The organism is Xanthomonas vasicola pv. musacearum NCPPB 4379 (assembly GCF_000277895.2).
In the GTDB taxonomy this organism is placed as follows: Bacteria; Pseudomonadota; Gammaproteobacteria; order Xanthomonadales; family Xanthomonadaceae; genus Xanthomonas; species Xanthomonas vasicola.
This window is the reverse complement of sequence record NZ_CP034655.1, coordinates 121,397-144,098: the sequence shown is the minus strand read 5'-3', so window position 1 is coordinate 144,098 and position 22,702 is coordinate 121,397. Positions and strand designations below refer to the sequence as shown.

General features: G+C 64.7%; 15 protein-coding genes. 2 read left to right on the top strand and 13 right to left on the bottom strand.

Going from position 1 to position 22,702, the window contains the following annotated elements; all coding sequences use genetic code 11:
- Positions 1–237: 237 nt before the first annotated feature.
- The 8 genes from kduD to KWO_RS00550 form a co-directional block, all read right to left on the bottom strand.
- Positions 238–993: a 2-dehydro-3-deoxy-D-gluconate 5-dehydrogenase KduD gene (kduD, locus tag KWO_RS00585; RefSeq protein ID WP_010370777.1), complete on the bottom strand. Its 756-nt coding sequence runs from the start codon at positions 991–993 to the stop codon at positions 238–240.
- 191 nt (positions 994–1,184) lie between these two features.
- Positions 1,185–2,039 carry a 5-dehydro-4-deoxy-D-glucuronate isomerase gene (kduI, locus tag KWO_RS00580; protein ID WP_010379802.1) on the bottom strand — a complete coding sequence of 285 codons (855 nt, stop codon included), beginning with the start codon at positions 2,037–2,039 and terminating at the stop codon, positions 1,185–1,187.
- A 406-nt stretch (positions 2,040–2,445) separates the two neighbouring features.
- Positions 2,446–3,504, bottom strand: coding sequence for a LacI family DNA-binding transcriptional regulator (locus KWO_RS00575; protein ID WP_005989679.1), 1,059 nt, complete (start codon positions 3,502–3,504; stop codon positions 2,446–2,448).
- Between the two features lie 141 nt (positions 3,505–3,645).
- Entirely contained in the window at positions 3,646–5,229 is a 1,584-nt protein-coding gene (locus KWO_RS00570) for a family 43 glycosylhydrolase (RefSeq protein WP_017113220.1), read from the bottom strand.
- A gap of 195 nt (positions 5,230–5,424) precedes the next feature.
- Positions 5,425–6,711, bottom strand: coding sequence for a TRAP transporter large permease (locus tag KWO_RS00565; RefSeq protein ID WP_010379797.1), 1,287 nt, complete (start codon positions 6,709–6,711; stop codon positions 5,425–5,427).
- The gene (locus KWO_RS00560) at positions 6,711–7,232 is read right to left on the bottom strand and encodes a TRAP transporter small permease (RefSeq protein ID WP_010379796.1); all 522 of its coding nucleotides are present in this window, start codon (positions 7,230–7,232) and stop codon (positions 6,711–6,713) included. The genes KWO_RS00565 and KWO_RS00560 overlap by 1 nt, the downstream gene beginning before the upstream one ends.
- A gap of 10 nt (positions 7,233–7,242) precedes the next feature.
- Positions 7,243–8,241, bottom strand: a complete 999-nt coding sequence (locus tag KWO_RS00555; RefSeq protein ID WP_010379794.1) for a TRAP transporter substrate-binding protein — start codon at positions 8,239–8,241, stop codon at positions 7,243–7,245.
- 37 nt (positions 8,242–8,278) lie between these two features.
- Entirely contained in the window at positions 8,279–9,100 is an 822-nt protein-coding gene (locus tag KWO_RS00550) for a 2-keto-4-pentenoate hydratase (protein ID WP_010379793.1), read from the bottom strand.
- 139 nt (positions 9,101–9,239) lie between these two features.
- On the opposite strand from KWO_RS00550, the gene KWO_RS00545 reads away from it, so the two are divergent.
- Positions 9,240–10,319 carry an alpha/beta hydrolase gene (locus KWO_RS00545; RefSeq protein ID WP_010379792.1) on the top strand — a complete coding sequence of 360 codons (1,080 nt, stop codon included), beginning with the start codon at positions 9,240–9,242 and terminating at the stop codon, positions 10,317–10,319.
- Positions 10,316–11,938 carry a carboxylesterase/lipase family protein gene (locus tag KWO_RS00540; protein ID WP_010379791.1) on the top strand — a complete coding sequence of 541 codons (1,623 nt, stop codon included), beginning with the start codon at positions 10,316–10,318 and terminating at the stop codon, positions 11,936–11,938. The genes KWO_RS00545 and KWO_RS00540 overlap by 4 nt, the downstream gene beginning before the upstream one ends.
- 50 nt (positions 11,939–11,988) lie before the next feature.
- Here the strand turns inward: KWO_RS00540 and KWO_RS00535 are convergent, their stop codons facing one another.
- The 5 genes from KWO_RS00535 to KWO_RS00515 form a co-directional block, all read right to left on the bottom strand.
- Positions 11,989–13,137 (bottom strand): aldo/keto reductase, encoded by a 1,149-nt coding sequence (locus KWO_RS00535; protein WP_010379790.1) that lies wholly within the window; start codon positions 13,135–13,137, stop codon positions 11,989–11,991.
- A gap of 67 nt (positions 13,138–13,204) precedes the next feature.
- The gene (locus KWO_RS00530) at positions 13,205–13,699 is read right to left on the bottom strand and encodes a metallophosphoesterase family protein (protein ID WP_017113223.1); all 495 of its coding nucleotides are present in this window, start codon (positions 13,697–13,699) and stop codon (positions 13,205–13,207) included.
- 175 nt (positions 13,700–13,874) lie between these two features.
- A complete protein-coding gene (gene glgB, locus KWO_RS00525; protein ID WP_010379788.1) occupies positions 13,875–16,058 on the bottom strand; it encodes a 1,4-alpha-glucan branching protein GlgB in 2,184 nt (727 codons plus the stop codon).
- Between the two features lie 11 nt (positions 16,059–16,069).
- Positions 16,070–19,420, bottom strand: coding sequence for a maltose alpha-D-glucosyltransferase (gene treS / locus KWO_RS00520; protein WP_010379787.1), 3,351 nt, complete (start codon positions 19,418–19,420; stop codon positions 16,070–16,072).
- On the bottom strand, positions 19,417–22,533 hold the full coding sequence (locus KWO_RS00515; protein WP_010379786.1) for a maltotransferase domain-containing protein: 3,117 nt from the start codon (positions 22,531–22,533) through the stop codon (positions 19,417–19,419). The genes treS and KWO_RS00515 overlap by 4 nt, the downstream gene beginning before the upstream one ends.
- Positions 22,534–22,702: the final 169 nt, after the last annotated feature.

Sequence of the window (22,702 nt, the reverse complement as noted above, 5' to 3'; positions counted from 1 at the left end):
GATAGCGATGATGCGTGCGTTGGGTTGCCGGTCTTTTTGGACTGCGCGCGTGTTGTTTGCTGAAGCGGCCAACGCGCTGATGCAGAACGGAAGAGCAATTGCAGGAGAGGAAGTGCGCATCTGGTTGATGCGTCGTCGCCGACTCTCATCCGCCTTTCAGGCACCTTCGCCCCATAAAGGGCCCAAGGTTCCGGAGGGAGGAGGAGTGCTGCAATGCACTCGGCTAAGCGCGTTGACTCAGCGCGCCAACCAACCACCATCGACCGGAATGATCGCGCCATTCACGTAGTCCGAAGCGCTGCTGGCCAGGAACACCGCAGTGCCGCCGAGGTCGGCCGGCACACCCCAGCGCGCGGCGGGAATGCGGTCCAGGATCGACTTGTTACGGTCTTCGTCGGCGCGCAACTGCGCGGTGTTGTCGGTGGCCATGTAGCCCGGCGCAATGGCGTTGGTGGTCACGCCCTTGCTGGCCCATTCGTTGGCAAGCAGGCGGGTGATGCCGGCGATGCCAGACTTGCTGGCGGTGTAAGACGGCACGCGGATGCCACCCTGGAACGACAGCATGGAGGCGATATTGATGATCTTGCCGCGGCCCTGCGCGATGAAATGTCGGCCCGCCGCCTGCGCCATGAAGAACGCCGACTTCAGATTGACGTTGAGCACGTCGTCCCAATCCTGCTCGCTGAAATCCACTGCATCGGTGCGACGGATCAGGCCGGCGTTGTTGACCAGGATATCCAGCCCGCCGAGGCCGGCGATGGTCTCGTCGATGATGCGCTGCACCGGCTCGATGCTGATCAGGTTGGCTTCGATGGCGATAAAGCGACGGCCCAGCGCCTTGACCTTTTCTTCGGTCTCGATGGGTGCCTGGATGCCGGCGGCGGCGATGTCGGCGCCCGCCTCGGCCAACGCCAACGCGATGCCCTGCCCCAAGCCCGTGTTGGCACCGGTGACCAGTGCGACCTTGCCTTCGAGACTGAACGGATTGCTCATTACCTTATCGCTCCTGCTGGATGTGCCGTGGTGTGCTGAGTAAGCCGCGCAGTGCGCGGCCGAGTGCGTTGTACGAATTGATGCAGCGCCGGCGCCCGTCTGAATCTCGCTGGCGTTGTTGGCGCCGGCTTGAACACAGCGGCGTCATGACGACTGCCGGCCGCGTCGGTGCAGGCGCGTTGCTGCAGGCCTTACTTGAGCTGGCAGATATCCAGCACATGCATGTCGGTGTAATCCAGGTTTTCGCCGCCCATCGCCCAGATGAAGGCGTAGTTGCTGGTGCCGGCACCCATGTGGATGGACCACGGCGGCGACACCACCGCTTCGTTGTTCTGGATCACGATATGGCGCTGCGCGTCGGGCTCGCCCATGAAGTGATAGACGCGGTCGTTGGCGCCCAGGTCGAAATAGAAATACACCTCGCTGCGGCGGTCGTGCAGATGCGGCGGCATGGTGTTCCAGACGCTGCCGGGCTTGAGCACGGTCAGGCCGAGCAACAGCTGCGACGACTGGCAGGTGGCCGGCACGATGTACTGGTAAATGGTGCGCTCGTTGCTGGTTTCCAGCGCGCCGCGCTCCAGTGCCACCGCATCCTTAATTGAGAGCTGCTTGGTCTCAAAGCGCGCATGCGCAGGGGTAGATGCGAGATAGAACTTGGCCGGGTTGGTGGCATCGTCGGACGCGAAACTGATATCGGTGCTGCCCATCGCCACGTACAGGCCGTCCTTCGGCTCCAGCGTGTAGGCGGTGCCGTCCACGGTCACCGTGCCGGTACCTGCGCCGACGTTGAGAATGCCCAGCTCGCGACGCTCCAGAAACGGATGCCCGGCGGCAGAGGCGGGCTCGGTTTGTTTAGGCAGGTCCAGCGTCTTGCCCAACGGCGCGGCACCACCGAGCACGAAGCGCTCGTAGTGGGTGTATTTGAGCGTCACCGCATCGTCGACGAACAGGCCGTCGAGCAGGTAGAGCTCGCGCAGCTCATCGTTGCTGGCGCCCTTGATGGCGCCGGGATGGGTGGCGTAATGCGTTTTGCAGTACAGGGACATGGCACATCTCCGAGGCAAGCGAGGGGGAACATGGGCTTGCACGGGGGTAGTCTACCGGCTCTGGTTAACCGGTGTCATTGCGCAGTGCACGATAGTTGGGATGGGGGGCTGATGGGCCCCCTGCTTCCTTCTCCCGCCGGAAGAAGGTGGCGCGCAAGCGCCGGACGAGGGTACGAGGCTGCGCGCTGTGTTGGGAGCGCGGCTTGGTTGGTCGGGTGGCCGCTTATATGCGCCTCCTTCTGAGATCACGGCTGAGCGTTCTCAAATGGCGGTCTGCCGCCGTACCCTTACCCCTCTCCCGTCGGGCGAGGGGCTTTGATTCCTTCCCCCGTCGGGAGAAGGTGGCGCGCAGGCCGGATGAGGGTACGCGGCTGCGCGCGCTCCCGAGTGGGAGGGCTTTACGTGCTCAATCCTCCGGCGGTTGGCAGGAATCTCTGACGATCAGGTGCGGCCGCACGCTGGCGGTGGGCAGCTGAGGGGCGTTGTCGGGCTGGATCAGCATTGCGGCGGCAGTACGGCCGGTGTCGCGGGTGTGGCGGCGCACCGAGGTCAGCGGCGGCCACAGGCGCGAGGCCAGCGAGCTGTCGTCGTAGCCGATGACCGAAAGTTGGCGCGGGATGTTGATGCCGGCGCGCAGGGCGACCTTGTATATACCGGCGGCCATTTCGTCGTTACCGGTGAAGATGGCGGTGGGGCGCTTCTTGCCCAGCAGCAGCTTTTCGGCCGCGGCCACACCGGATTCGAAGGTGTAGCCGGCCTCCACAATACGCTCCGGCGGCAGTTCGATGCCACGCCGGGTCAGCGCGTCGGCAAAGCCGGAGGTGCGCTCGATCGAGGAGCGGTAGGCGCTGGGGCCGGTGACCAGGGCGATGTCGCGGTGGCCGAGCGAGAGCAGGTAATCGGCTGCTTCGGCGGCGCCGTCGCGGTCGTGGGTGATCACTGTCTGCGAAGTGGTGTCCAGCGCGATCGAAGCGATGCGCGTGTAGCGGCAGCCGATCTCGGCCAGCATGTCGGCCAGCGCCTGGTCTTCGGAGGCACGCGGCACCAGGATCACTCCATGCAGCTTCTGCGCTTGGGCGAAGCGGCGCACGCCTTCGATGTAGCCGGGGCTGCGGCTGTCGCAGGGGTGCACCACCAGCTCGAAACTGGAGCCACGCAGCGCGTCCAGCGCGCCGTATTGCATGTCCACGATGTATTGCGCGGTGGGGTTGTCGTAGACCATGCCGATCAGGAACGAGCGCCGGAACGCCAGCCCGCGCGCGAGCGGATCCGGCGCGTAGCCGACCTCACGCATCAGCGCCTCGACCTTCTCGCGGGTGTCCTGCCGCACCAGCGGCGAATTGTTGATGATCCGCGAGACGGTCTTCTTGGACACGCCCGACATGCGCGCGATGTCGTTGATCGTCGCGACCTTGCCCTTCGGCAGGCCGGGCATTCCCTCTTCAGGCATCTTGCGGGCGGGCATAGCGGTCAACCAGTGAAGTTGATTGGATTCTACCGGCCCCGGGGGCGGTAGACCTGAGCGACGCCTGCCGCTGCACCGGTTGCGCCAGGTCGGGCCTGCCACAGCGGGCAGCGCCACGCCATGCCCGCCGATGCAGAACGATCAGTCCAGGGCGCGGTAGCGGAAGTTACGGAATTCCACCTGGCCCGTGCCGGCGGCGTACAGCGCCGGCTTCAGGGCCAGGAACTTGCCGGCCACGTTGTGGTGGTAACCGGACACTTCCATCTGCACCGGGTACTTGGTCCACGTCTTGCCGTCGCTGCTGCTGTGAATGGTGACGATGTGGCGGTTGTTGGTGACGCGCAGCCACAGCGTGCCGCCGTTGGTGCTGGGCGCCAGCGTGCCCGGGCGTTCTTCGCCATAGCGGTGCATGACGAAGTTTTCGCCATTGCTGCCGACGCCGGCGTAGAGCTTGTCGCTGTAAAACAGCAGCGCCCCACCCTGCCCGCCCGGTGCTACGGTCATCTGCACCTCGAACTGGTAGGCCGGGTCGGTGGCGATCACCGTCAGCGGCGAGGCATTGCGCGGGGCGGTGCCCTTGCCCTGCAGACGCAGCACGCCATCGCCCACCTGCAGCCGCTTGGCTTCGTCGGCGGCCGGGTTGAAGAACGCCCACTGCGGGCTGAGCGTGGCGGCGCGGAAGTCGTCCGACAACGCCATCCCATGCTGCAACGCTTGGCCGCTGGGTTTTTTCAGCCGGGTGCCCAGGTCGCCGCCCTTGGCGACGAACCAGCCGTCCGCGGTCCACTCGATGGGGTCGAGCAAGGCCTGGCGGCCCAGCGTCCAATAGCCGTGTTCGTAGCCGTGGTAGAGCATCCACCAACGCGTGTCGGTGCCTTCCACCAGGGTGGCGTGGCCGCGCGACCACCATGGCTCGTCGGCACTGTTGGTGCGCGTGATGGGGTTGTTGGGCGCGTTCTGCCAAGGGCCATGGATGGAGCGCGCGCGCGCGGTGATCACCATGTGCCCGGTCGGCGGGCCGGCGGTGCCGCCCACGGCGGTGGTCATGTAGTACCAGCCGTTGTGGCGGGTGATCTTGGGGCCTTCCTGGGCGTAGCCTTCCACATCCCAGCTTTCCGGGTATTTCCAGCCGTCATAAACGTGCTTGGGGCTGCCGACCACCTTGAAGCCGTCGTCGGACAGCTGCACGTAATCGCCACCGCTCAGGAACAGATAGCGCTTGCCGTCTTCGCCCACCGCATGGCCGGGGTCGATGTACTTGCCCAGGCCAATGTCGATCGGCGCGCTCCACGGGCCCTTGATGTTGTCGGCCCAGACCACGAAGTTGCTGCGCTCGCCCTGGTCGCCGCGCCGCGCCGGAAAATAAATGTAGTAACGCTTACCGTGCTTGATCAGATCGGGCGCCCAGATTGCGCCGACGTTCTGGGTGATGGCGTGGCCTAGCGGCTGCCAGTTGACCAGATCGCGCGAGTGCCAGATCGGCAGGCCCGGGTACGCATCGAACGAAGACAGCGTGAGGTAGTAGTCGTCGCCATCCTTGAGCACCGATGGGTCGGGGTGGTCGCCGGCCAGCACCGGATTGAGAAAGGTGCCATCGCCCTGGTCGGCAATGCGCTGGTGTTCGATGCCGCGCTTCCAGTCCGCCGCAGCACTCAGGCCGGCGCACAGCAGCAACCCGCCAGCAAGCAGCCAACGCCATCTGGATGAAGTGGTACGCACACGCATGCTTTCTCCTGATCCCGGATGTCGGGCGTTACCACGAGCGGCGGTTAATGCCACCGGTTAACCAGATGCGGCAGAACGTGTCCGCCGGCAGCGGTGCCTGACGCATTCGCAAGGCACCGCGTGTAGTCGGGAGTGATCGCTACGACGCGGCGCGCCGTAGCGATCACTCGCCTGCAAGTCATGCAGTCGCTCAGGTCATCCGGCGCGCAGGGCGCGCGGCAACCACAGCGACAATTCGGGGAAAAACGACACGATCAACAGCACGCACAACGCCGCCAGCCAGAACGGCCAGATGGAGCGCATGCTTTGCGCGATGGTGATCTGCCCGATGGAGGTGCCGATGAACAGCACCGAGCCGATCGGCGGGGTGATCAGGCCGATACCGCCGGCCAACACCATCACCAGACCGAAGTGGATCGGGTCGATGCCATATGCTTTGACCACCGGCAGGAAGATCGGCGTGCAGATCAGGATCTTCGGTGCCAGGTCCATGAACATGCCCAGCAACAGCAGCATCACCACGATCATCAACAACACCATGTTCTTGCTGTCGGCAATGGCTTGCAGGAACTTCACCGCTGCCGCAGGCACCTGCAAATACGCCAGCAGCCAGCCGAATACCGCGGCGGTGGCGATCACGAACAGAATCACGCCGGTGGTGCGCGCCGCGTGCGTCACCGCGGCGAAGAACTCGGCCCAGCGCAATTGCCGGTACAGCAATGCGGTGACGATCAACGCGTACACCACCGCAATGGCGGCGCTCTCCACCGCGGTGAAGATGCCGGCGCGAATACCGATGAAGATCAACGCCACCAAGCCCAGGCCCGGCAACGCACCGATCAAGCGCAGCGCCACGGCACGCCAGCCGGGGAACGGCTCGGTGCCGTAGCCGCGATGACGCGCCACTGCATAGCCGGTGACCATCATCGCGGCGGTCATCAACAACGCGGGGAAGATGCCGGCTGCAAACAGATCGGCAATCGACAAGCCGCCACCGGCCGCCGCGGAGAACAGGATCAGGTTGTGCGAAGGCGGCACCAGCAGCGCCACCAGCGCAGCGGTCATGCTCACGTTCACCGCGTAATCGCGGTCGTAGCCGCGTTTGATCATCTGCGGAATCATGGTGCCGCCGACCGCCGAGACATCGGCAATTGCCGAGCCGGAGACGCCGCCGAAGAACAGCGACGACAACACGCTGACCTGACCCAGACCGCCGCGCACACGCCCCACCAACGAGGCGGCCAACGCGATCAAGCGTTCGGAAATGCCACCGCGCAGCATCAACTCGCCGGCGAAGATAAACAGCGGAATCGCAATCAACGACGCCGAGCCGCTGCCGGCCGAAATCTGCTGCACCAGCACCACCGTGGGCAGGTCCAGATACAGCAGCGTGGCCAGTGCGGCCGCGCCCAAAGCGTAAGCCACCGGCACGCCGATCAGCAGCAGCACCACGAAGGTTCCCAACAACATGGCGATGCCCATCAGCGCACTCCTCCGACATGGACCGGGCGCAGCACACGCCACAACTTGAACAAGGCGAACACCACCATCAGCGCACCACCGATCGATAGCGGCAAGTAGTTGATGCTCTGCGGCATCTGCGCGCCGGCCATCTTGATATCCAGCCCATTGATCAGCAGCACCGCGCTCCACCACGCCAGCACCGCACCGATGGACATGATCATCAGCGGGCGAATCACTTCAAAAATCTTGCGCATCAGCGGCGGCACATGTTCGCCCAGCAGATAGAAGCCGAAATGGCGGTTGGTGTGCACGCCGGCCGCCGCGCCCAGGCTCAGTGCGGTGCTCAGCAACAACAAGGTCACCGGCTCGGTCCAGCTGGGCGAGTCGTTGAGCACGTAGCGGGTGAACACCTGCCAGCCCTGCACGACCACCAGGCCCAGCAGCGCCAGCGAGGCCACGCCAACGGCGATATCGGAAACGCGGTCCAGCGCGCGCTGCAACGGCGCGACCGGGACGGCGAGGGTCTCGGGTTCGGTCATTGAATCACCTCTAGGCAAAATCGCGGATGCGGCGGTACAGCGCTTCGATCTCCGGCTGCTTGCGGTATTCGGCCAGCAGTGGAGCGGCGGCGGCGCGGAACGCCGGCATGTCGACCTGGTTGAGCTTCACGCCGTAGTCGATCACCTGTTTGCGCGCGACTGTCTCGGAGGCATCCCACATGTTGCGCATCACCGGCACCGACGCACGCGCCAGTTCCACCACCAGGCCACGGTCGGCCGGGCTCAGCGATTCGAAACTCTTGCGCGACATCACCAGGATGTCCGGCGCGTAGGAATGCTCGCTCTGCGACCAGTAATGCGCGGCTTCGAAATGCCGGCTGGACTGGAAGCTGCGCATATTGTTTTCCGCACCGTCGATCATGTGCGTTTCCATCGCCGAAAACGTTTCGCCCAGTGACATCGGCGTCGGGTTGGCACCCAGCATGCGCATCAACTTGAGGAAGATGTCCGACGAGGCGACCCGCAGTTTCAGGCCCTTGAGATCTTCCGGGCGGTGCAGCGGATGCTTGGTGTTGTAGAAGCAGCGTGCGCCCGAATCGTAGATGGCAAGACCCACCAGATCGCGCTGCTCAAAGCTGCGCAACACGCTGTCGCCGACATGTCCGTCGATGGCGCGACGCAGATGCGGCACCGAGTCGAACACATACGGCAGGCACAGCGCCTGGGTGAGCGGGAAGGTGTTGTTCAACGCGCCCGAATACACGCGGGTGATGTCGATGGCGCCGAAACGCGCCATGTCGATCGCCTCCGACTCGCGGCCCAGCTGGCCGGAGTGGTACTGGCGCAACTTGAGCCGGCCGTTGGTGCGCTCTTCGAGCTGCTTGCCGAACCAGCGCACCGCTTCCACGGTGGGATAGTCGCCAACGTGCACGTCGGTGGCGGTCAGCAACTGCCCGCCGGGAATCGGCGTGGTGGCGCCGGCACCCAACCAGGGGGCAGCGGCGGCGGCACCGAGCCCGGCACCGAGAAAATGTCTGCGTGTGATCATTGGCGCCCTCCCAAGCGTCTGGTCACGGGGACCGCCGTTAACTGGCGGACACAGCCGTACAGGAAATATCGCCGATGCCGGCGAAGCGAATCAGGGCACGCTGCCCCACTTCGATGTCATGGATACCGGTGGCATTGCCGGTGGCAATGAGATCACCGCGCTTGAGCGGACGCCCGCGCTGTGCCGAACGGCTGAGCGCAAATGCGTAGGCCGCGCGCAGGCCGCCGGGCAGTGTGGTGGCGCCGCCGGTGCCAACCACCTGGTCGTCGATCAAGGTTTCGGCCGTCAGCGCCGCCTCGTCGCGTGCCAGCCAATCGGTCACTTCCGGTCCCAGAATCAAGCCGTTGTTGTTGCCGAAGTCGGAAATCACCACCCGCGGACCCAACTGGTTGATGGTCGCCAGCGGGCTGCTTGCGATTTCCACACCGATGAACAGCGTGGCCGGCAGCTGCGCGGCCTGCTCCGGGGTGAAGTGGGTCTGCTCGGCCGGGGCATCGGCGCCGAGCACCAGCACGTATTCGGCTTCCACCGCACCGAAGCCGCCGACAAAGACCGGGAACTCGGTTGTTCCACCGGTAGCATTCCAGACTTTCTGCGAGAAGATCGGCCCGAGCAGACGCTCGTCGCCGGAGGCATCGCGGCGCTCGGCAGCGATATAGCCCACCTTCCAGCCGACCACCTGGTCGTGCCATTGGCTGATGGCGATGTCCTGCACTTGGTAGGCGGTGACCAGATCGTCGGGGATCTGCCCGGGAAAGTCGGGCAGCGATGCCCCTGCACGGCGTGCCTCCACAAAGCGCTGGGCGATGTCGGACAGCGTGGATGTGGACGATGGCTGAGTGGCGGCGTCGTTGCTCAAGGGTGTCTCCCCGATAGGTGTTTTGTTGCACTGCCAATCGACAGCGGCACGGTGTGCTGTATATGGTAAACCGGTGTCATTGGCAATGTGCACTGCGGCAATTGTGGTCGCGGTGGCGAAGTGGCCCTGGGAGGGGTGAATGAAACAGACACGCCATCTGCGCGTTCTTGCTGCGTTTTCGCGTGCTGCACGGCGCGGCCTGGTCATGCTTGTGTTCGGCACGCTGGCCGGCACCACGCAGGCCGCCGAGCGACCCAGTGGCGACACCGCCGCCGAACAGGCCAGCCGGATCGCCCTATGGCCCACGCCGTTGGCGCCGGGGGACACGGCATTGCCGCAACCGCAGCGCATCGTCGATCGCAGCAGCGACCCGGCGCAGCCGGATCGCTACATCCAGCAGGTCAGCGCGCCGTATCTGGTGGTCTATCGGCCCAAGCGGCCCAATGGCACTGCCCTGCTGGTCACGCCCGGCGGCGGCTATCAGCGCATCGTGCTGGACAACGAAGGCAGCGCGCTGGTGCCCAGCTTTGTCGGTACGGCCGGCATCACCTTGTTCGTGCTGCGCTACCGGCTGCCGGGCGAAGGCCATCCCAACGGCGCCGACGTGCCGCTGGCCGATGCGCAACGTGCGTTGCGACTGATCCGCGCCAATGCGGCCCGCTATGGCATCGATGCGCAGCGCGTGGGCGTGATGGGCTTTTCGGCCGGCGGCCATGTCGCCGCGAGCCTTGGCACGCGTTACGCCGCGCAGGTGTATCCGCAGGTCGACGCGGCCGATGCGCTGAGCGCGCGACCGGACTTCCAGCTCCTGATCTACCCGGTCATCGACATGGATAGCGCCAACGCGCATATGGGCTCGCGCGATCGCCTGATCGGCAGCGCGCCGAGCCAGGCGCAGGTACAGGCCTATTCGCCACAGTTGCATGTGGATGCACGCACGCCGCCCACCTTTCTGCTGCATGCGCAGGACGACACTGTGGTGTCGGTGCGCAACAGCCTGCTAATGCACGACGCGCTGCTGCGCGCCGGGGTGCCGAGCGAGCTGCACGTGTTCCCGCAGGGTGGCCATGGTTTCGGTACCGCCAGCGGCACCGGCCTTACCGTGGCCGCGTGGCCGCAGCTGGCGCAAGCCTGGATTGCGCATGTCACCAAGCCGCAGCCGTCTGTATCTAAACCCGCATCGCCAGCTGCGCCCGCGAAGCAGGAGGTGGCGCGATGACAATGCAGGCCTCCCCCGACACCCGACGCCGCACCCTGCTGCGCGGCGGCCTGCTCGCCACTGCTGCGGCAACACTTCCCGGCTTCGCTGTCGCGGCCACACCGCCGCCGCCACGCGACGACAGCGCGCCACTGGCACGCGTGCGTAGCGGCGCACTGCGCGGCTATCGCGATCAGGGCATCTGCGTATTCAAGGGCATTCCGTATGGCGGCGATACCGCCGCGCGGCGCTTCCAGGCACCGCTGCAGGAAACACCGTGGCAAGACGTGCGCGATGCCAACGGTTTCGGTGCGGCCGCGCCACAGCTCAAAGCCAGCGAACCCACCAGCGAGAACTGCTTGTTCCTCAATGTGTGGACGCCCGGTCTGCGCGATGGCGGCAAGCGGCCGGTGCTGTTCTATATCCATGGCGGCGGCTACACCACCGGGTCTGGCAGCGACCCGCTCTACGATGGCGTGCGCCTGTGCAAGCGCGGCGACGTGGTGGTGATCACCGTCAATCACCGGCTCAATCTGTTCGGCTATTTGTCGTTGGCGCAGTTGGGCGATGCCAGTTTTGCCGACTCCGGCAATGCCGGGCAGTTGGACCTGGTCCAGGCGCTGCAGTGGGTACGCCAGCATGCGGCCGAATTCGGCGGCGATGCCGGCAACGTCACCGTGTTCGGGCAATCCGGCGGTGGCGCCAAAATCGCCACGCTGATGGCGATGCCCGCCGCACGCGGACTGTTCCATCGCGCCTGGACCATGAGCGGGCAACAAGTCACCGTGGCCGGCCCGCGTGCAGCCACCCAGCGCGCGCAGCTGCTGCTGGATGCGTTGAAGGTGTCGCCAGGCGAGATCGCACGCCTGCGCACGCTGCCGGTGGCGCAGCTGCTGGCAGCCGCGCAAGTCCGCGACCCGTCGCGGGTGGAAAACAGCGCGCTGTATCTCGGCCCGGTGCTGGATGCGCGCAACGTGCCGGTGCATCCGTTCTGGCCCACCGCGCCGCTGCAATCGGCACGTATTCCGATGGTGATCGGCAATACGCGCGATGAAACACGCGGCTTTCTCGGCAACGATGCAAAAAACTTCGCGTTGAGCTGGGACGAGTTGCCGGCCAAGCTGGAAGCGCAGCAATACGTGGATCTATTGCCGCAGGTGGTCATTGCCGAATACCGGCGGCTCTATCCGCAGTACACGCCGTCCCAGGTGTTCTTCGCAGCCACCACGGCCGGTCGCTCGTGGCGCGGCGCTGTCGAAGAGGCCGAAGCGCGTGCGCGGCAGGATGCACCTACCTGGGCCTACCAACTGGATTGGGGCTCGCCACTGGATGGCGGCAAGTTCGGCGCCTTTCACACGCTGGATATTCCGCTGGTGTTCGACAACATACGCCAGCCCGGTTCGCGCACCGGCGACAGCGCCGATGCACAACGCATGGCCGAGCAGATGAGCGAAGCGCTGATTGCATTTGCGTGGCATGGCGACCCCAATCGTCGCGGTGCGCCACACTGGCAGACGTACTCGTTGAAGCGGCGCGAAACACTGGTGTTCGATACGCCAAGCCGCTTGGAATTGGATCCGCGCGGCGGTGAGCGCTTGTTGTATCAACAAGCGCCGTTTATTCAACGCGGAACGTTCTGATTGCTTGGCAATGCATGAACACCTTGCATGGCTGCGCGCGGCCTCACAGGTCAGCGCGCAGCAGGCACCGGCGCATCTGCCTCGATCACGCCTTCGCGCTTGAGCTCTTCCCACACTGCCGATGGAATGGCCACCCGCATCGACGCCGCATTGGCGTGCGCCTGCTCGGCCGTGCGCGCGCCGGGGATGACGGCCGACACCACCTGCGGCGCAGCGGCAAATTGCAGCGACACCGTGCGGAGATCCACACCATGCCTGTCGCAAATGGCCAGCGCTTTCTGCCGCTTGGCTGGTGCCCACTTCGGGATGGTGCCGTCGTAGAGATAACGCTCGCGCCCGGCCAGATAGCCAGCCAACAACGGTGCACCGACCACCACCGAGGCACCGTGTTTTGCGATCTTCGGGAAGGTGTCATGCAACGCCTGCGCATGATCGAGCAGCGAGTATTGGCAGGCCAGCAGGAAGATGTCGGGGTCGGCTTCTTCGATTGCCCGCAATGCCGGCTCCGGGCGATTGACGCCAAAGCCCCAGGCCTTGATCAAGCCCTCCTTGCGCATCTTGGTCAGCTCCGGCATGGCGCCCTTCACTGCCTCGGCGAAACGCTGCTCCCACGGCATGCCCAGGTCTTTTTCGTTCTCCGGTGACAGGTCGTGGATGTACGCGATGTCGATCTGCGACACGCCCAGACGCTGCAGGCTATCTTCAATCGAGCGCCGCACACCGGAGGCGCTGTAGTCGTAGCGATAGTCGAATGGCGAGGGCTGCTGCCACATCGTCTTTGGCGGTTTGTCGGTGGCGGTGAGCAGGCGCCCGACCTTGGTCGACAACACGTAATCGTCGGCCGGATGAGTGTGCAGATGATGGCCGGTGCGTCGCTCGGACAAGCCCAGCCCGTACCACGGCGACGTATCGAAATAGCGCACGCCCGATTCCCACACGGCTGCCAATGTCTGCTCACCCTGTGCGTCGCTCGCTGGCGCAAACCCGTTACCGATCGCAACGCCACCAAATCCAAGACGACTGCGTGGCCGGTAGCGTTCGCCCTTGAGGACGGGATTGGTCGGCAATGCGCTCGCATCGGTTTTTCCGCGCGTCGGCATCACGCTGCCAGGTGCTGACGATTGCGCCATCAACGGCGCAGCGGCCAATGCCGCAGTGCCGGCAGCGGCAGCGGAAAGAAATTGGCGACGTGTATTCATGGCGATTCCTTGGAACAACGTGGTCCACTAGCATGGCCCCGCCGGTGTGCATGCCAAGTCAGCGGACTCAGCCCACCGCTAACTGCTGCAATTGCGCGCGTGGCACACCATCGCCCAGCCATAGCATGGCCACGCTGATCGGCAGACTGAAGCGGCGTGGGCCGGCACTGCCTGGATTGATGTACAGCACCCCGTTGCGCGCGTGCACCAGCGGCTTGTGCGAATGACCACTGATGATGACGTCGGCCTGCACCTGCGGCGCCAGTGTTTTCAGATCGTGCAGCACATGGATGCGCACACCATCGATCTGCAGATCCAGCGTCTGCGGCAAACCCGCGGCCCAGGGCTTGTCGTCGATATTGCCTGCGATGACATGCAGCGGTGCCAGTGCACGCAACGCCTCAAGCACGTCGGGCTTGCCCACATCGCCGGCATGGATGATCTGCGTGCAACCATCGAGCGCGGCAAGCGCCTGCGGCCGGAGCAGCCCATGCGTGTCGGAGATCACCCCGATACGCGTGCCAGTGCCCATCTCGCCATTATCTCGTTTGAGCACGACCATCTGACCTGTTGCAACCGTCTCGACCAGGAGACATCAGCTTCGTCATGGTCGAATGACGACACCCGGTATGCAATCGATGCGGGGCGCATGAGGCAACTTGCCAACGATGGCTTGATGCATGAGTTAGCTGCCGCATCCAACCGGGCGAGTTGCCCGGTTGGATGTGCAGGACGCGTCAGCCGTACGGCGTGAGCACGATGACGCCCAGCGGTGGCAACAACAGCGGCACCGAGTGCGCGTGGCCGTGCATGGACTGTGGCTCTGCGGTGACGATGCCGCCATTGCCCATGTTCGCACCGCCATAAATGCCGGCGTCGCTATTGAACACCTCGCGCCACTGGCCGCCTTGTGGCACGCCGATGCGATAGCCGTGCTGCACGACTGGGGTGAAGTTGATCACCACCAGCACCGGCGAATCGCCGCGTTTGCCCTTGCGCAGGAATGCCAGCACGCTGTTGCCGGCATCGTCGCCCACCACCCACGCGAACCCAGACGGATCGTCGTCGTGCACATGCAGTGCCGGGTATTCGACATACAGCCGGTTCAAATCGCGTACCAGTGTCTGCACGCCGCGGTGGCGTGGGTCGTCCAACAAGTGCCATGGCAGACCGCTGTCATGGTTCCACTCAGTTGGCTGGCCGAACTCGCAACCCATGAACAGCAACTTGCGGCCCGGATGGGTGAACATGAAACCCAGATACGCACGCAGATTGGCGAAGCGCTGCCAATCGTCGCCCGGCATGCGGCCGAGCAAGGAGCCCTTGCCGTGCACCACTTCGTCGTGCGAAATCGGTAACACGAAGCGCTCCGAATACGCGTAGACCATGCTGAAAGTCAGTTCGCCATGGTGGTAACGGCGATAGATCGGATCCAACCCGGCGTAATGCAGGGTGTCGTGCATCCAGCCCATGTTCCACTTGTAGTGGAAGCCCAGACCGCCATGCGCGACATCGGCAGTCACGCCAGGAAACGCGGTGGATTCTTCGGCAATCATCACTGCGCCAGGCGTGTGCTCGCGCACCACCTCATTGAGCCGGCGCAGGAACGCGATGGTCTCATAGTTCTCGCGCCCGCCGTGGATGTTGGGCACCCACTCGCCGGCGTTACGGCTGTAATCGCGATACAGCATCGAAGCCACCGCATCCACGCGCAGACCATCGACGTGGTAGCGCTGCAGAAATTCCATCGCGCTGGCGATCAGGAACCCGGACACCTCACGGCGGCCATGGTTGTAGATCAGCGTGTTCCAGTCGCGATGGAAGCCTTCGCGCGGGTCGGCATGTTCGTACAGCGCGGTGCCGTCGAAATGCGCCAGGCCGTGCGCGTCGGTGGGAAAATGCGCCGGCACCCAATCGACGATGACGCCGATGCCTTCGCGGTGGCAGCGGTCGACAAAGCGTGCGAAACCATCGGGCGTGCCGAAGCGCGCAGTAGGCGCGAACAAGCCCAGCGGCTGATAGCCCCACGAGCCGCCGAACGGATGCTCGGTCACCGGCATCAACTCGACATGCGTAAAGCCCATATCGGCCACATACGGAATCAGGCGATCGGCCAGGCCATCCCAGTCCAGATCCACGCCTTCTTCGCGCAACCACGAGCCGGCATGCATCTCGTAGATGCTCATCGGTGCGTCATGCGCCTGACGCCGCGCACGCGTCGCCATCCAGCCGTCGTCGCTCCATTGGTGCGGCGTTGGATCGGCCACAATGGAAGCAGTACCCGGCGCAAGCTCTGCGCGGCGGGCCACCGGGTCGGCCTTGGCCGGCAACTCGTGCCCATGCGGGCCACGCAGCTGATACTTGTAATGCGCGCCGGGGCCGACGTCGGGCACGAACAACTCCCACACGCCGGACTGATGCCGCAGCCGCATCGGGTGGCGCCGCGCATCCCAGCTATTGAAATCGCCCACGACCGCCACGCGTGAGGCATTCGGCGCCCACACCGCGAACCGCGTACCGCGGACGCCATCCACCTCGACCACGTTGGCGCCCAGTGCGTCGGCCAGCTGCAGATGGTGGCCTTCGCTGATCAGATGCAGGTCGAAGTCGCTGAGTTGCGGACCGAACGCGTACGGGTCGGCAGTCTCCTGCTCGCCACCGGGCCAGCCGATGCGCAGCCGATACCGGCCCTGCGCCGGCAAATCACCGGAGAACAGGCCCGGCTCGGGACCGGCGTCCAGCAGAACCACCTGTCCGTCCTCGAGCACCGCACTGACGCGCTCGGCGCCAGGCAGATAGGTGCGCAAGACGCGCCCGCTGTCAGTTGGGTGTGCGCCCAAAACGGCGAATGCATCGCCGTGGCGTGCCTCGGCCAGGGCGCGTACCACGCCGGGATCCCATCGATTACTCACTGCTGTCATTACTCCACTCATCATGTGTCCCCTGCACCGGCGCGTGCGCGTTGCAGGATGCGTCGCAAGCCTTCGATCGGCACCATGAACCAACCCGGACGATTAGCGGCCTCATAACGCACTTCGTAGCAAGCCTTTTCCACCAGGAACAGCAAGGTGGCTGCGTTGAACGCCGCCGGCGCAATCCACGGATGGGCGCTGGCGTCGAGCACGGCATGGTAAGCGTCCAGGAAGGCCTCTGTGGAGCGGCGGCGGAACTGCACCAGAAATTCGTCCAGATGCGTGTCCACACCCACGCCCGCACGGGCGGCGGTGCCCTCCTCGCCGCGTGCCGACACTTCGCTGGCGTAATCGAGCGAGCGCAGGAAGCCGGCCACATCACGCAGCGGGCTGGCCTTGGCGCGGCGTTCGGCCAGCGGCTTGGCCGGCTCGCCTTCGAAGTCGATCAGCACCACATCGTCGAAGGCAACCAGGATCTGGCCCAGATGGAAATCGCCATGCACGCGCGTGAGCAGCGAGTCGGCCAAGACACTCGGCGCCTTGGCGAGCAAGGCATCCAGCTGCGGGCGCTCGGCCAGCACTGCTTCCAGCGCCTCGCGTTCAGTGCTGTCTTCGCTGCCGGCCAGGCGTGCATTGACGGTATCCCACATCTCTTCGACCTGACGTCCCACACCGGCGACCACATCGTTGGCGGTAGGCAGGTCGATCCGTTGCGGTGCGAAATCGGCATCCTCGGTGTCGCGCGAGAGTGCTTCATGCAACTCGGCCAGGCGTTTGCCGACCACAGCGGCAAACGCGTCGTAGCCAGCGACGGCTTCGGCACGCGCTTCGTCGGTCTGCGCGGTGGCGTATTCGTCGAAGCTGCGCGCCAGATGATCCAGCGTCCAACGCCAGGCATCGCCTTGATTGCGGATAAAGCCCTGCAACAACGCGATGGTCGTGATCGTGCCCTGTCCATCCACGCGGCTCACGCTGCCCAGCAGCGGCGCGGCGTTGGCGTAGCCCATTTCGGTCAAACGACGGCCGATCTCGATCTCCGGGTTCGCGCCCACGGCAACATGCCGCAGCAGCTTGAACACGGCTTTGTCGGCGACCACCAGCGAACTGTTGCTCTGTTCGGCCGACAACCAGCGGATTTCCGGGTCTTGCGGAATATCCAGTGTTGCCAGCGCCGGGGTGGCTTCGAAACGCACCTGGCCTTGTTGCGATGCCTCGTCGCCATCGCGGAAGTCCAGCGCTGCATTGTTACGCAACGCATCGATCACGCCGCGCACCATGGCCTTGAGCGCGAACGCATCGGTGAGATAGCCCACCTCGCGGCCTTGACGCACGCGCGCCAGCGCCAGCTGCTCGGCCAGCGTGCTGGGCTGCTCGCGTTCCCACACGATGCCCACCGGCAGCATGTAGCGCTCGTGGCGGCCGTCTTCCAGCTCCACCTCCAACTCCAGCAGCGTCATCGGCTCATCGCCCGGTAGCGGTGTGCGGCGCGCGATGCGCACGCTGCGCAGTGCCTGATCCTTGGCCGAGAACCAGCGCCGTGCCGACAACCACGCCGGCAAAATTTCCCCTTCCAAGGTAGGCAGATGCGGCAGCAGCGCGGCGCTTTCATCCGCATCGCTACGCAGCACCAGCGTGCGGTAGTCCGGCAACGGCACCGGGCTAGGCACATGCCAATCCGGCAAGGTGCCTTCGCTCACCAGTTGGAACGCATAGAAGCCGAACGGCGGCACCGTGAGCAGGTAGGTCAACCGGCCGATCGGCGGAAAGCTGCCACCGCCGATGATGTCCACCGGCACGCGGCCTTCGAACTCGGACAGATCCAGCTCCACCGCCTGCAGCGTGTGCGAGAGGTTGGCCACGCACAGCACGGTTTCGTCCTGATAGCAGCGCAGGTAGGCCAGCATGCGGCGGTTGCCGGGGTACAGAAAGCGCAGCGCGCCACGGCCGAAGGCCTGGTAGCGCTTGCGCACGCTGAGCACGCGGCGGGTCCAGGTCAGCAGCGAATGCTGGTCGCGGATCTGCGCTTCCACATTCACCGCCTGGAAGCCGTACAGCGGGTCCATCACTGGCGGCAGCACCAGTTGTGCGGGATCGGCGCGCGAGAAACCGCCGTTGCGATCGATCGACCACTGCATCGGCGTGCGCACACCATCGCGGTCGCCCAGATGGATGTTGTCGCCCATACCGATTTCGTCGCCGTAATACAGCACCGGCGTGCCGGGCATGGTCAGCAGCAACGAGGTCATCAACTCGATACGGCGGCGGTCGCGCTCAAGCAGCGGCGCCAGGCGCCGCCGAATGCCGAGATTGATACGCGCGCGGCGATCGGCGGCGTAGGTCTGCCACAGATAATCGCGTTCCGAATCGGTGACCATTTCCAGCGTCAACTCATCATGGTTGCGCAGGAAGATTGCCCACTGGCAACTCCCCGGAATCTCCGGGGTCTGCCGCATGATGTCGGTGATGGGAAAGCGGTCTTCGCGCGCGATCGCCATGTACATGCGCGGCATCAGCGGGAAGTGGAACGCCATGTGGCATTCGTCGGCGTTCTGGCCGAAGTATTGCTGGGTGTCTTCCGGCCACATGTTGGCTTCGGCCAGCAGCATGCGGTCCGGGTACTCGGCATCCAGGGTGGCGCGGATCTTGCGCAAAATCGCGTGCGTTTCCGGCAGGTTTTCGTTGGAGGTGCCGGAACGTTCGATCAAGTACGGCACTGCGTCCAGACGCAGGCCGTCGACACCGCGATCCAGCCAGAAGCGCATCACCTCCAACACTGCTTCCAGCACTGCCGGGTTGTCGAAGTTCAGATCCGGCTGATGCGAATAGAAACGATGCCAGAAGTACTGCCCAGCCACCGGGTCCCAGGTCCAGTTGGATTTTTCGGTATCGCAGAAAATGATCCGCGTGCCTTCGTATTCCTGGTCGGTGTCCGACCACACGTAGAAGTCTCGCTCGGGCGAGCCGGCCGGCGCGTTGCGTGCTCGCTGAAACCACGGATGCTGATCGGAGGTGTGGTTGATTACCAGTTCGGTGACTATGCGGATGCCACGTGCATGCGCCTGCGCCACCAATTGCTCGAAATCTTCGATGCTGCCGTAATCCGGATGCACCGCCATATATTCGGCAATGTCGTAGCCGTCGTCACGGCGCGGGCTGGGGTAAAACGGCAGCAACCAGATGGTGTCCACGCCGAGTTCGGCGATGTAATCCAACTTGGAAATCAGCCCCGGAAAATCGCCGATGCCATCGTCGTTGGAGTCGAAGAACGACTTGACGTGCACTTGGTAAATGATCGCGTCCTTGTACCAAAGCTGGTCGGCGACCACAGCGGATTGCTCCGCGTCGGCTTGTAACGATGCCACTGCATTCATGCGACCTCTCCTGCGCGGATGCGCCATAACGCGAACGGTCGCGTTGCCTCTAGACGGATGTGTTGATTCTTGCCATGCCACTCGAAGCGGTGCCCGTCCCACAGATCGTCCACGGCAACGCTGGCGTGATCGGGCAGGCCCAGTTCCCACAACGGGATTTCGATATCGGCGTCCTGCCCGGCATGCGGGTCAAGATTGATTGCCACCAACACCATGCTGCGGCTACGCGACAGGTAGCCGGCATCCACGAACTTGCCGTAATACAGCACCTGGTCGTTATGCGCCTGGTAGAAGCGCGTGCCCAGGTGCGACTGCAGCTCTGGATGCATGCGGCGCAGCTGATTGAAGCGGGTGATCTCGTCGACGATGTCGCCGGGCGCACGCTCAGGCCAGGCACGTAACTGGAATTTTTCCGAGTCCAGATACTCTTCCTTGCCAGGCGCCAACGGCGTGGCTTCGCACAGTTCGAAGCCCTGATACATGCCCCACAAGCCTGAGAGCGTGGTCGCCAGTGCCGCGCGGATCAGGTGCCCGTTACGCCCATTGGTCTGCAGGAACAGCGGATTGATATCCGGCGTATTGACGAAGAAATGCGGGCGGAAACATTCGCGCGGCACGCCTTCGTTCAACTCCTCCACGTACGCCTGCAGCTCGTGCTTGTGGTTGCGCCAGGTGAAATAGGTGTACGACTGCGAAAAACCGCACTTGGCCAGGCGGTACATCATCTTCGGCCGGGTAAAGGCTTCCGAAAGGAACACCACGTCCGGGCGGCGCCCGCGCACATCGGCAATCAGCCACTCCCAGAACGGGAACGGCTTGGTGTGCGGGTTATCGACGCGGAACAGCGTGACGCCTTCATTGACCCAGAACAGCACTGCGTCGCGCAGTGTGTTCCACAAATCCGGCACCGCGCCGCTGGCGTAAAAATCGACGTTGACGATGTCCTGGTATTTCTTGGGCGGGTTTTCTGCGTACGGAATCGAGCCATCCGCGCGCCAGGTGAACCAGTCTTTGTGTTCCTTCAACCACGGATGGTCCGGCGCGCACTGAATCGCAAAATCCAGCGCCACCTCCAGTCCCTGCGCGCGTGCTGCCTGGATCAAACGACGGAAACCTTCCAGCCCACCGAGTTCGGCATGGACTTCGGTATGACCGCCATCGGTTGCGCCAATCGCGTATGGGCTGCCCGGCTCGCCCTCCACCGCCGTGACCGAATTATTGCGGCCCTTGCGGTTGTTCAAACCGATCGGGTGGATCGGTGGCATGTACAACACGTCGAAGTTCATCGCGCGGATATGCGACAGCCGTTTGATCACATCGTCAAAGGTGCCATGCCGGTTGACATCACCGCTCTGCGAGCGCGGAAACAACTCGTACCAACTGGCGAAGTGCGCCGCGCGGCGTTCCGATTCGACCCGGAAGGTGACCGGATATTCAGAGCGGAACGGCTTGTCGTCGGCCAGCGCCATTGCCTGCGCGGTGTCCGGCTCCAGCACGATGGCCAGCTGCTGCAAGGGTTCACTCTGCGCACCGATGCGTGTAAGTATTGATTGCAAGCGCTCAGCGAGCGTGCCCTCGCTGCGTGCCTGGGCGGCCTGCACGACCGCGACCGCTTCCTGCACATCGACCGGCAACACCGTATTGGCGGCGCGCTTCTTTTCCAGATCCGCATGCAAGGTGGCAAAGACATCGCGCCAAGCCTCGACACGGAATTCATAGGTGCCGATGCGCTCCAACGGGAACTCGGTACGCCAGCGGTCGTTGCCCAGCGCACGCATCGGCGCGCTGGCCCAGGTCTTGGCATCGGCCGGGCGCCACAGCACCGCCACCGCAATGCGGTCGTGACCATCGCAAAACGCGTCAGCCTCCACGCAGATGCGGTCGCCCACGGTGCGCTTGACCGGAAAACGGCCGTTATCCACCGACGGCGTGACCGACTCGATGCACACACGCGGCCAGGCACCGGCCGTCTGCGCGCGCGGGCGCATGCGTGGCACCGCCAGCACATGCCGCGCCGGCACGCTGCGGTACACGCGCACCTCGCCCGGCTCCAGCGCATCCAGCGTGGCGCCGGACAGGCTGCGCCCGTCTTGGGCCACCAAGGCTTCAGCATCGCCGAGCAGCCGCAGCAAATCAGAGGCCGGCACCGGCACCACGTGGCGCGTGGCGCCATTGATAAATAACAAGGAGGGCAAGCCACCCAGCGGCTCGACTGCCACGGCAGTGAGCCCGGTCGCCTCACGCAGCAGGGGGCGAAGCCGCATGCCGGCATTGCTGGTGGGCAGGCCATCGGTTGCGCGCATCGACAGCGGCAATGCATCCAACTGCGCATCGTCCAGCAACCAGGCACCGCCCAGCGCCAACGCCAGTTGCCAATGCTGCTCCGGCGCTGCAGCACGCTTGCCGTCGGGCGCATCCAGCACCGCAACGACCTGACTCCCCAGCGCACGCAACGCGGTGTCTTCGTCGAAGAACCAGCTGCCGCGGCCGTCCCACCAGGCGAGCGACGAGAACGCCGCGTCGAACCCGGCACCGGCCAGCTGCTGCAACGCCTCCAGCCCCAATCCTGGCGTCCACGCGGCAAATACCACCTCCGGCGCCTGTGCATGCACCAGAGCGATCAACTCGCGCCACCGCTGCACCGGCACCTGCTGCGGCTGCAACAGACGGAAACCACCGACGCCCTGCCCGACCCACTCCAACAAGCGCGCGCTCCACCACTCCACCAGCGCCGCACCTTCTTGCGCATAGGCGAAACGGGCCTCCGCCACTTCCGGCGTGGCACGCGGCTGACGCGGATCCGGCACCGCCGTGCTACGCGCCCGGAACCACTGCGGGTTGTCGCGCACCACTGCGCTGGCACCCCCGACTTCGTCTAGACGCACATCGATCAACAGCTTCACGCCTGCACGCCGCGCCGCCTGCACCGCCTCCTGCAGGCGCTCGGCATGCGTATCGGCGCCAGCCGAGGGCTCGACTAAGCGACCTTCCGCGTCGCGCTCGAAGGGCGCCGGCATTACCACGTAATCGCAGCCAGCCTCACGCGCCGCCACGCAGCGCTGCTCCAGCCCGGTAGATGTCTTGGTTGCTTCGTTGAGAACACAGATCCGCATGGCGCCCCCTCAGCAGGCAGCGGCGCGCAAGCGCACCGTTACGTGGCAAGCCAGCGCACGCTTGTCATGTAGCAGTGACGCAAGCCCCCGCTCGCTACACGCCGCACCACCTACATGTACCGAACCTTGCCGTATTGCCGCTTGCCGGCAAGACACCCGACCGCCCTTG

Excerpts from the sequence above, each read along its gene's own strand:
- kduD (WP_010370777.1), bottom strand. The coding sequence starts at position 993 with ATGAGCAATCCGTTCAGTCTCGAAGGCAAGGTCGCACTGGTCACCGGT.
- kduI (WP_010379802.1), bottom strand. The coding sequence starts at position 2,039 with ATGTCCCTGTACTGCAAAACGCATTACGCCACCCATCCCGGCGCCATC.
- KWO_RS00575 (WP_005989679.1), bottom strand. The coding sequence starts at position 3,504 with ATGCCCGCCCGCAAGATGCCTGAAGAGGGAATGCCCGGCCTGCCGAAG.
- KWO_RS00570 (WP_017113220.1), bottom strand. The coding sequence starts at position 5,229 with ATGCGTGTGCGTACCACTTCATCCAGATGGCGTTGGCTGCTTGCTGGC.
- KWO_RS00565 (WP_010379797.1), bottom strand. The coding sequence starts at position 6,711 with ATGGGCATCGCCATGTTGTTGGGAACCTTCGTGGTGCTGCTGCTGATC.
- KWO_RS00560 (WP_010379796.1), bottom strand. The coding sequence starts at position 7,232 with ATGACCGAACCCGAGACCCTCGCCGTCCCGGTCGCGCCGTTGCAGCGC.
- KWO_RS00555 (WP_010379794.1), bottom strand. The coding sequence starts at position 8,241 with ATGATCACACGCAGACATTTTCTCGGTGCCGGGCTCGGTGCCGCCGCC.
- KWO_RS00545 (WP_010379792.1), top strand. The coding sequence starts at position 9,240 with ATGAAACAGACACGCCATCTGCGCGTTCTTGCTGCGTTTTCGCGTGCT.
- KWO_RS00540 (WP_010379791.1), top strand. The coding sequence starts at position 10,316 with ATGACAATGCAGGCCTCCCCCGACACCCGACGCCGCACCCTGCTGCGC.
- KWO_RS00535 (WP_010379790.1), bottom strand. The coding sequence starts at position 13,137 with ATGAATACACGTCGCCAATTTCTTTCCGCTGCCGCTGCCGGCACTGCG.
- KWO_RS00530 (WP_017113223.1), bottom strand. The coding sequence starts at position 13,699 with ATGGTCGTGCTCAAACGAGATAATGGCGAGATGGGCACTGGCACGCGT.
- glgB (WP_010379788.1), bottom strand. The coding sequence starts at position 16,058 with ATGACAGCAGTGAGTAATCGATGGGATCCCGGCGTGGTACGCGCCCTG.
- treS (WP_010379787.1), bottom strand. The coding sequence starts at position 19,420 with ATGAATGCAGTGGCATCGTTACAAGCCGACGCGGAGCAATCCGCTGTG.
- KWO_RS00515 (WP_010379786.1), bottom strand. The coding sequence starts at position 22,533 with ATGCGGATCTGTGTTCTCAACGAAGCAACCAAGACATCTACCGGGCTG.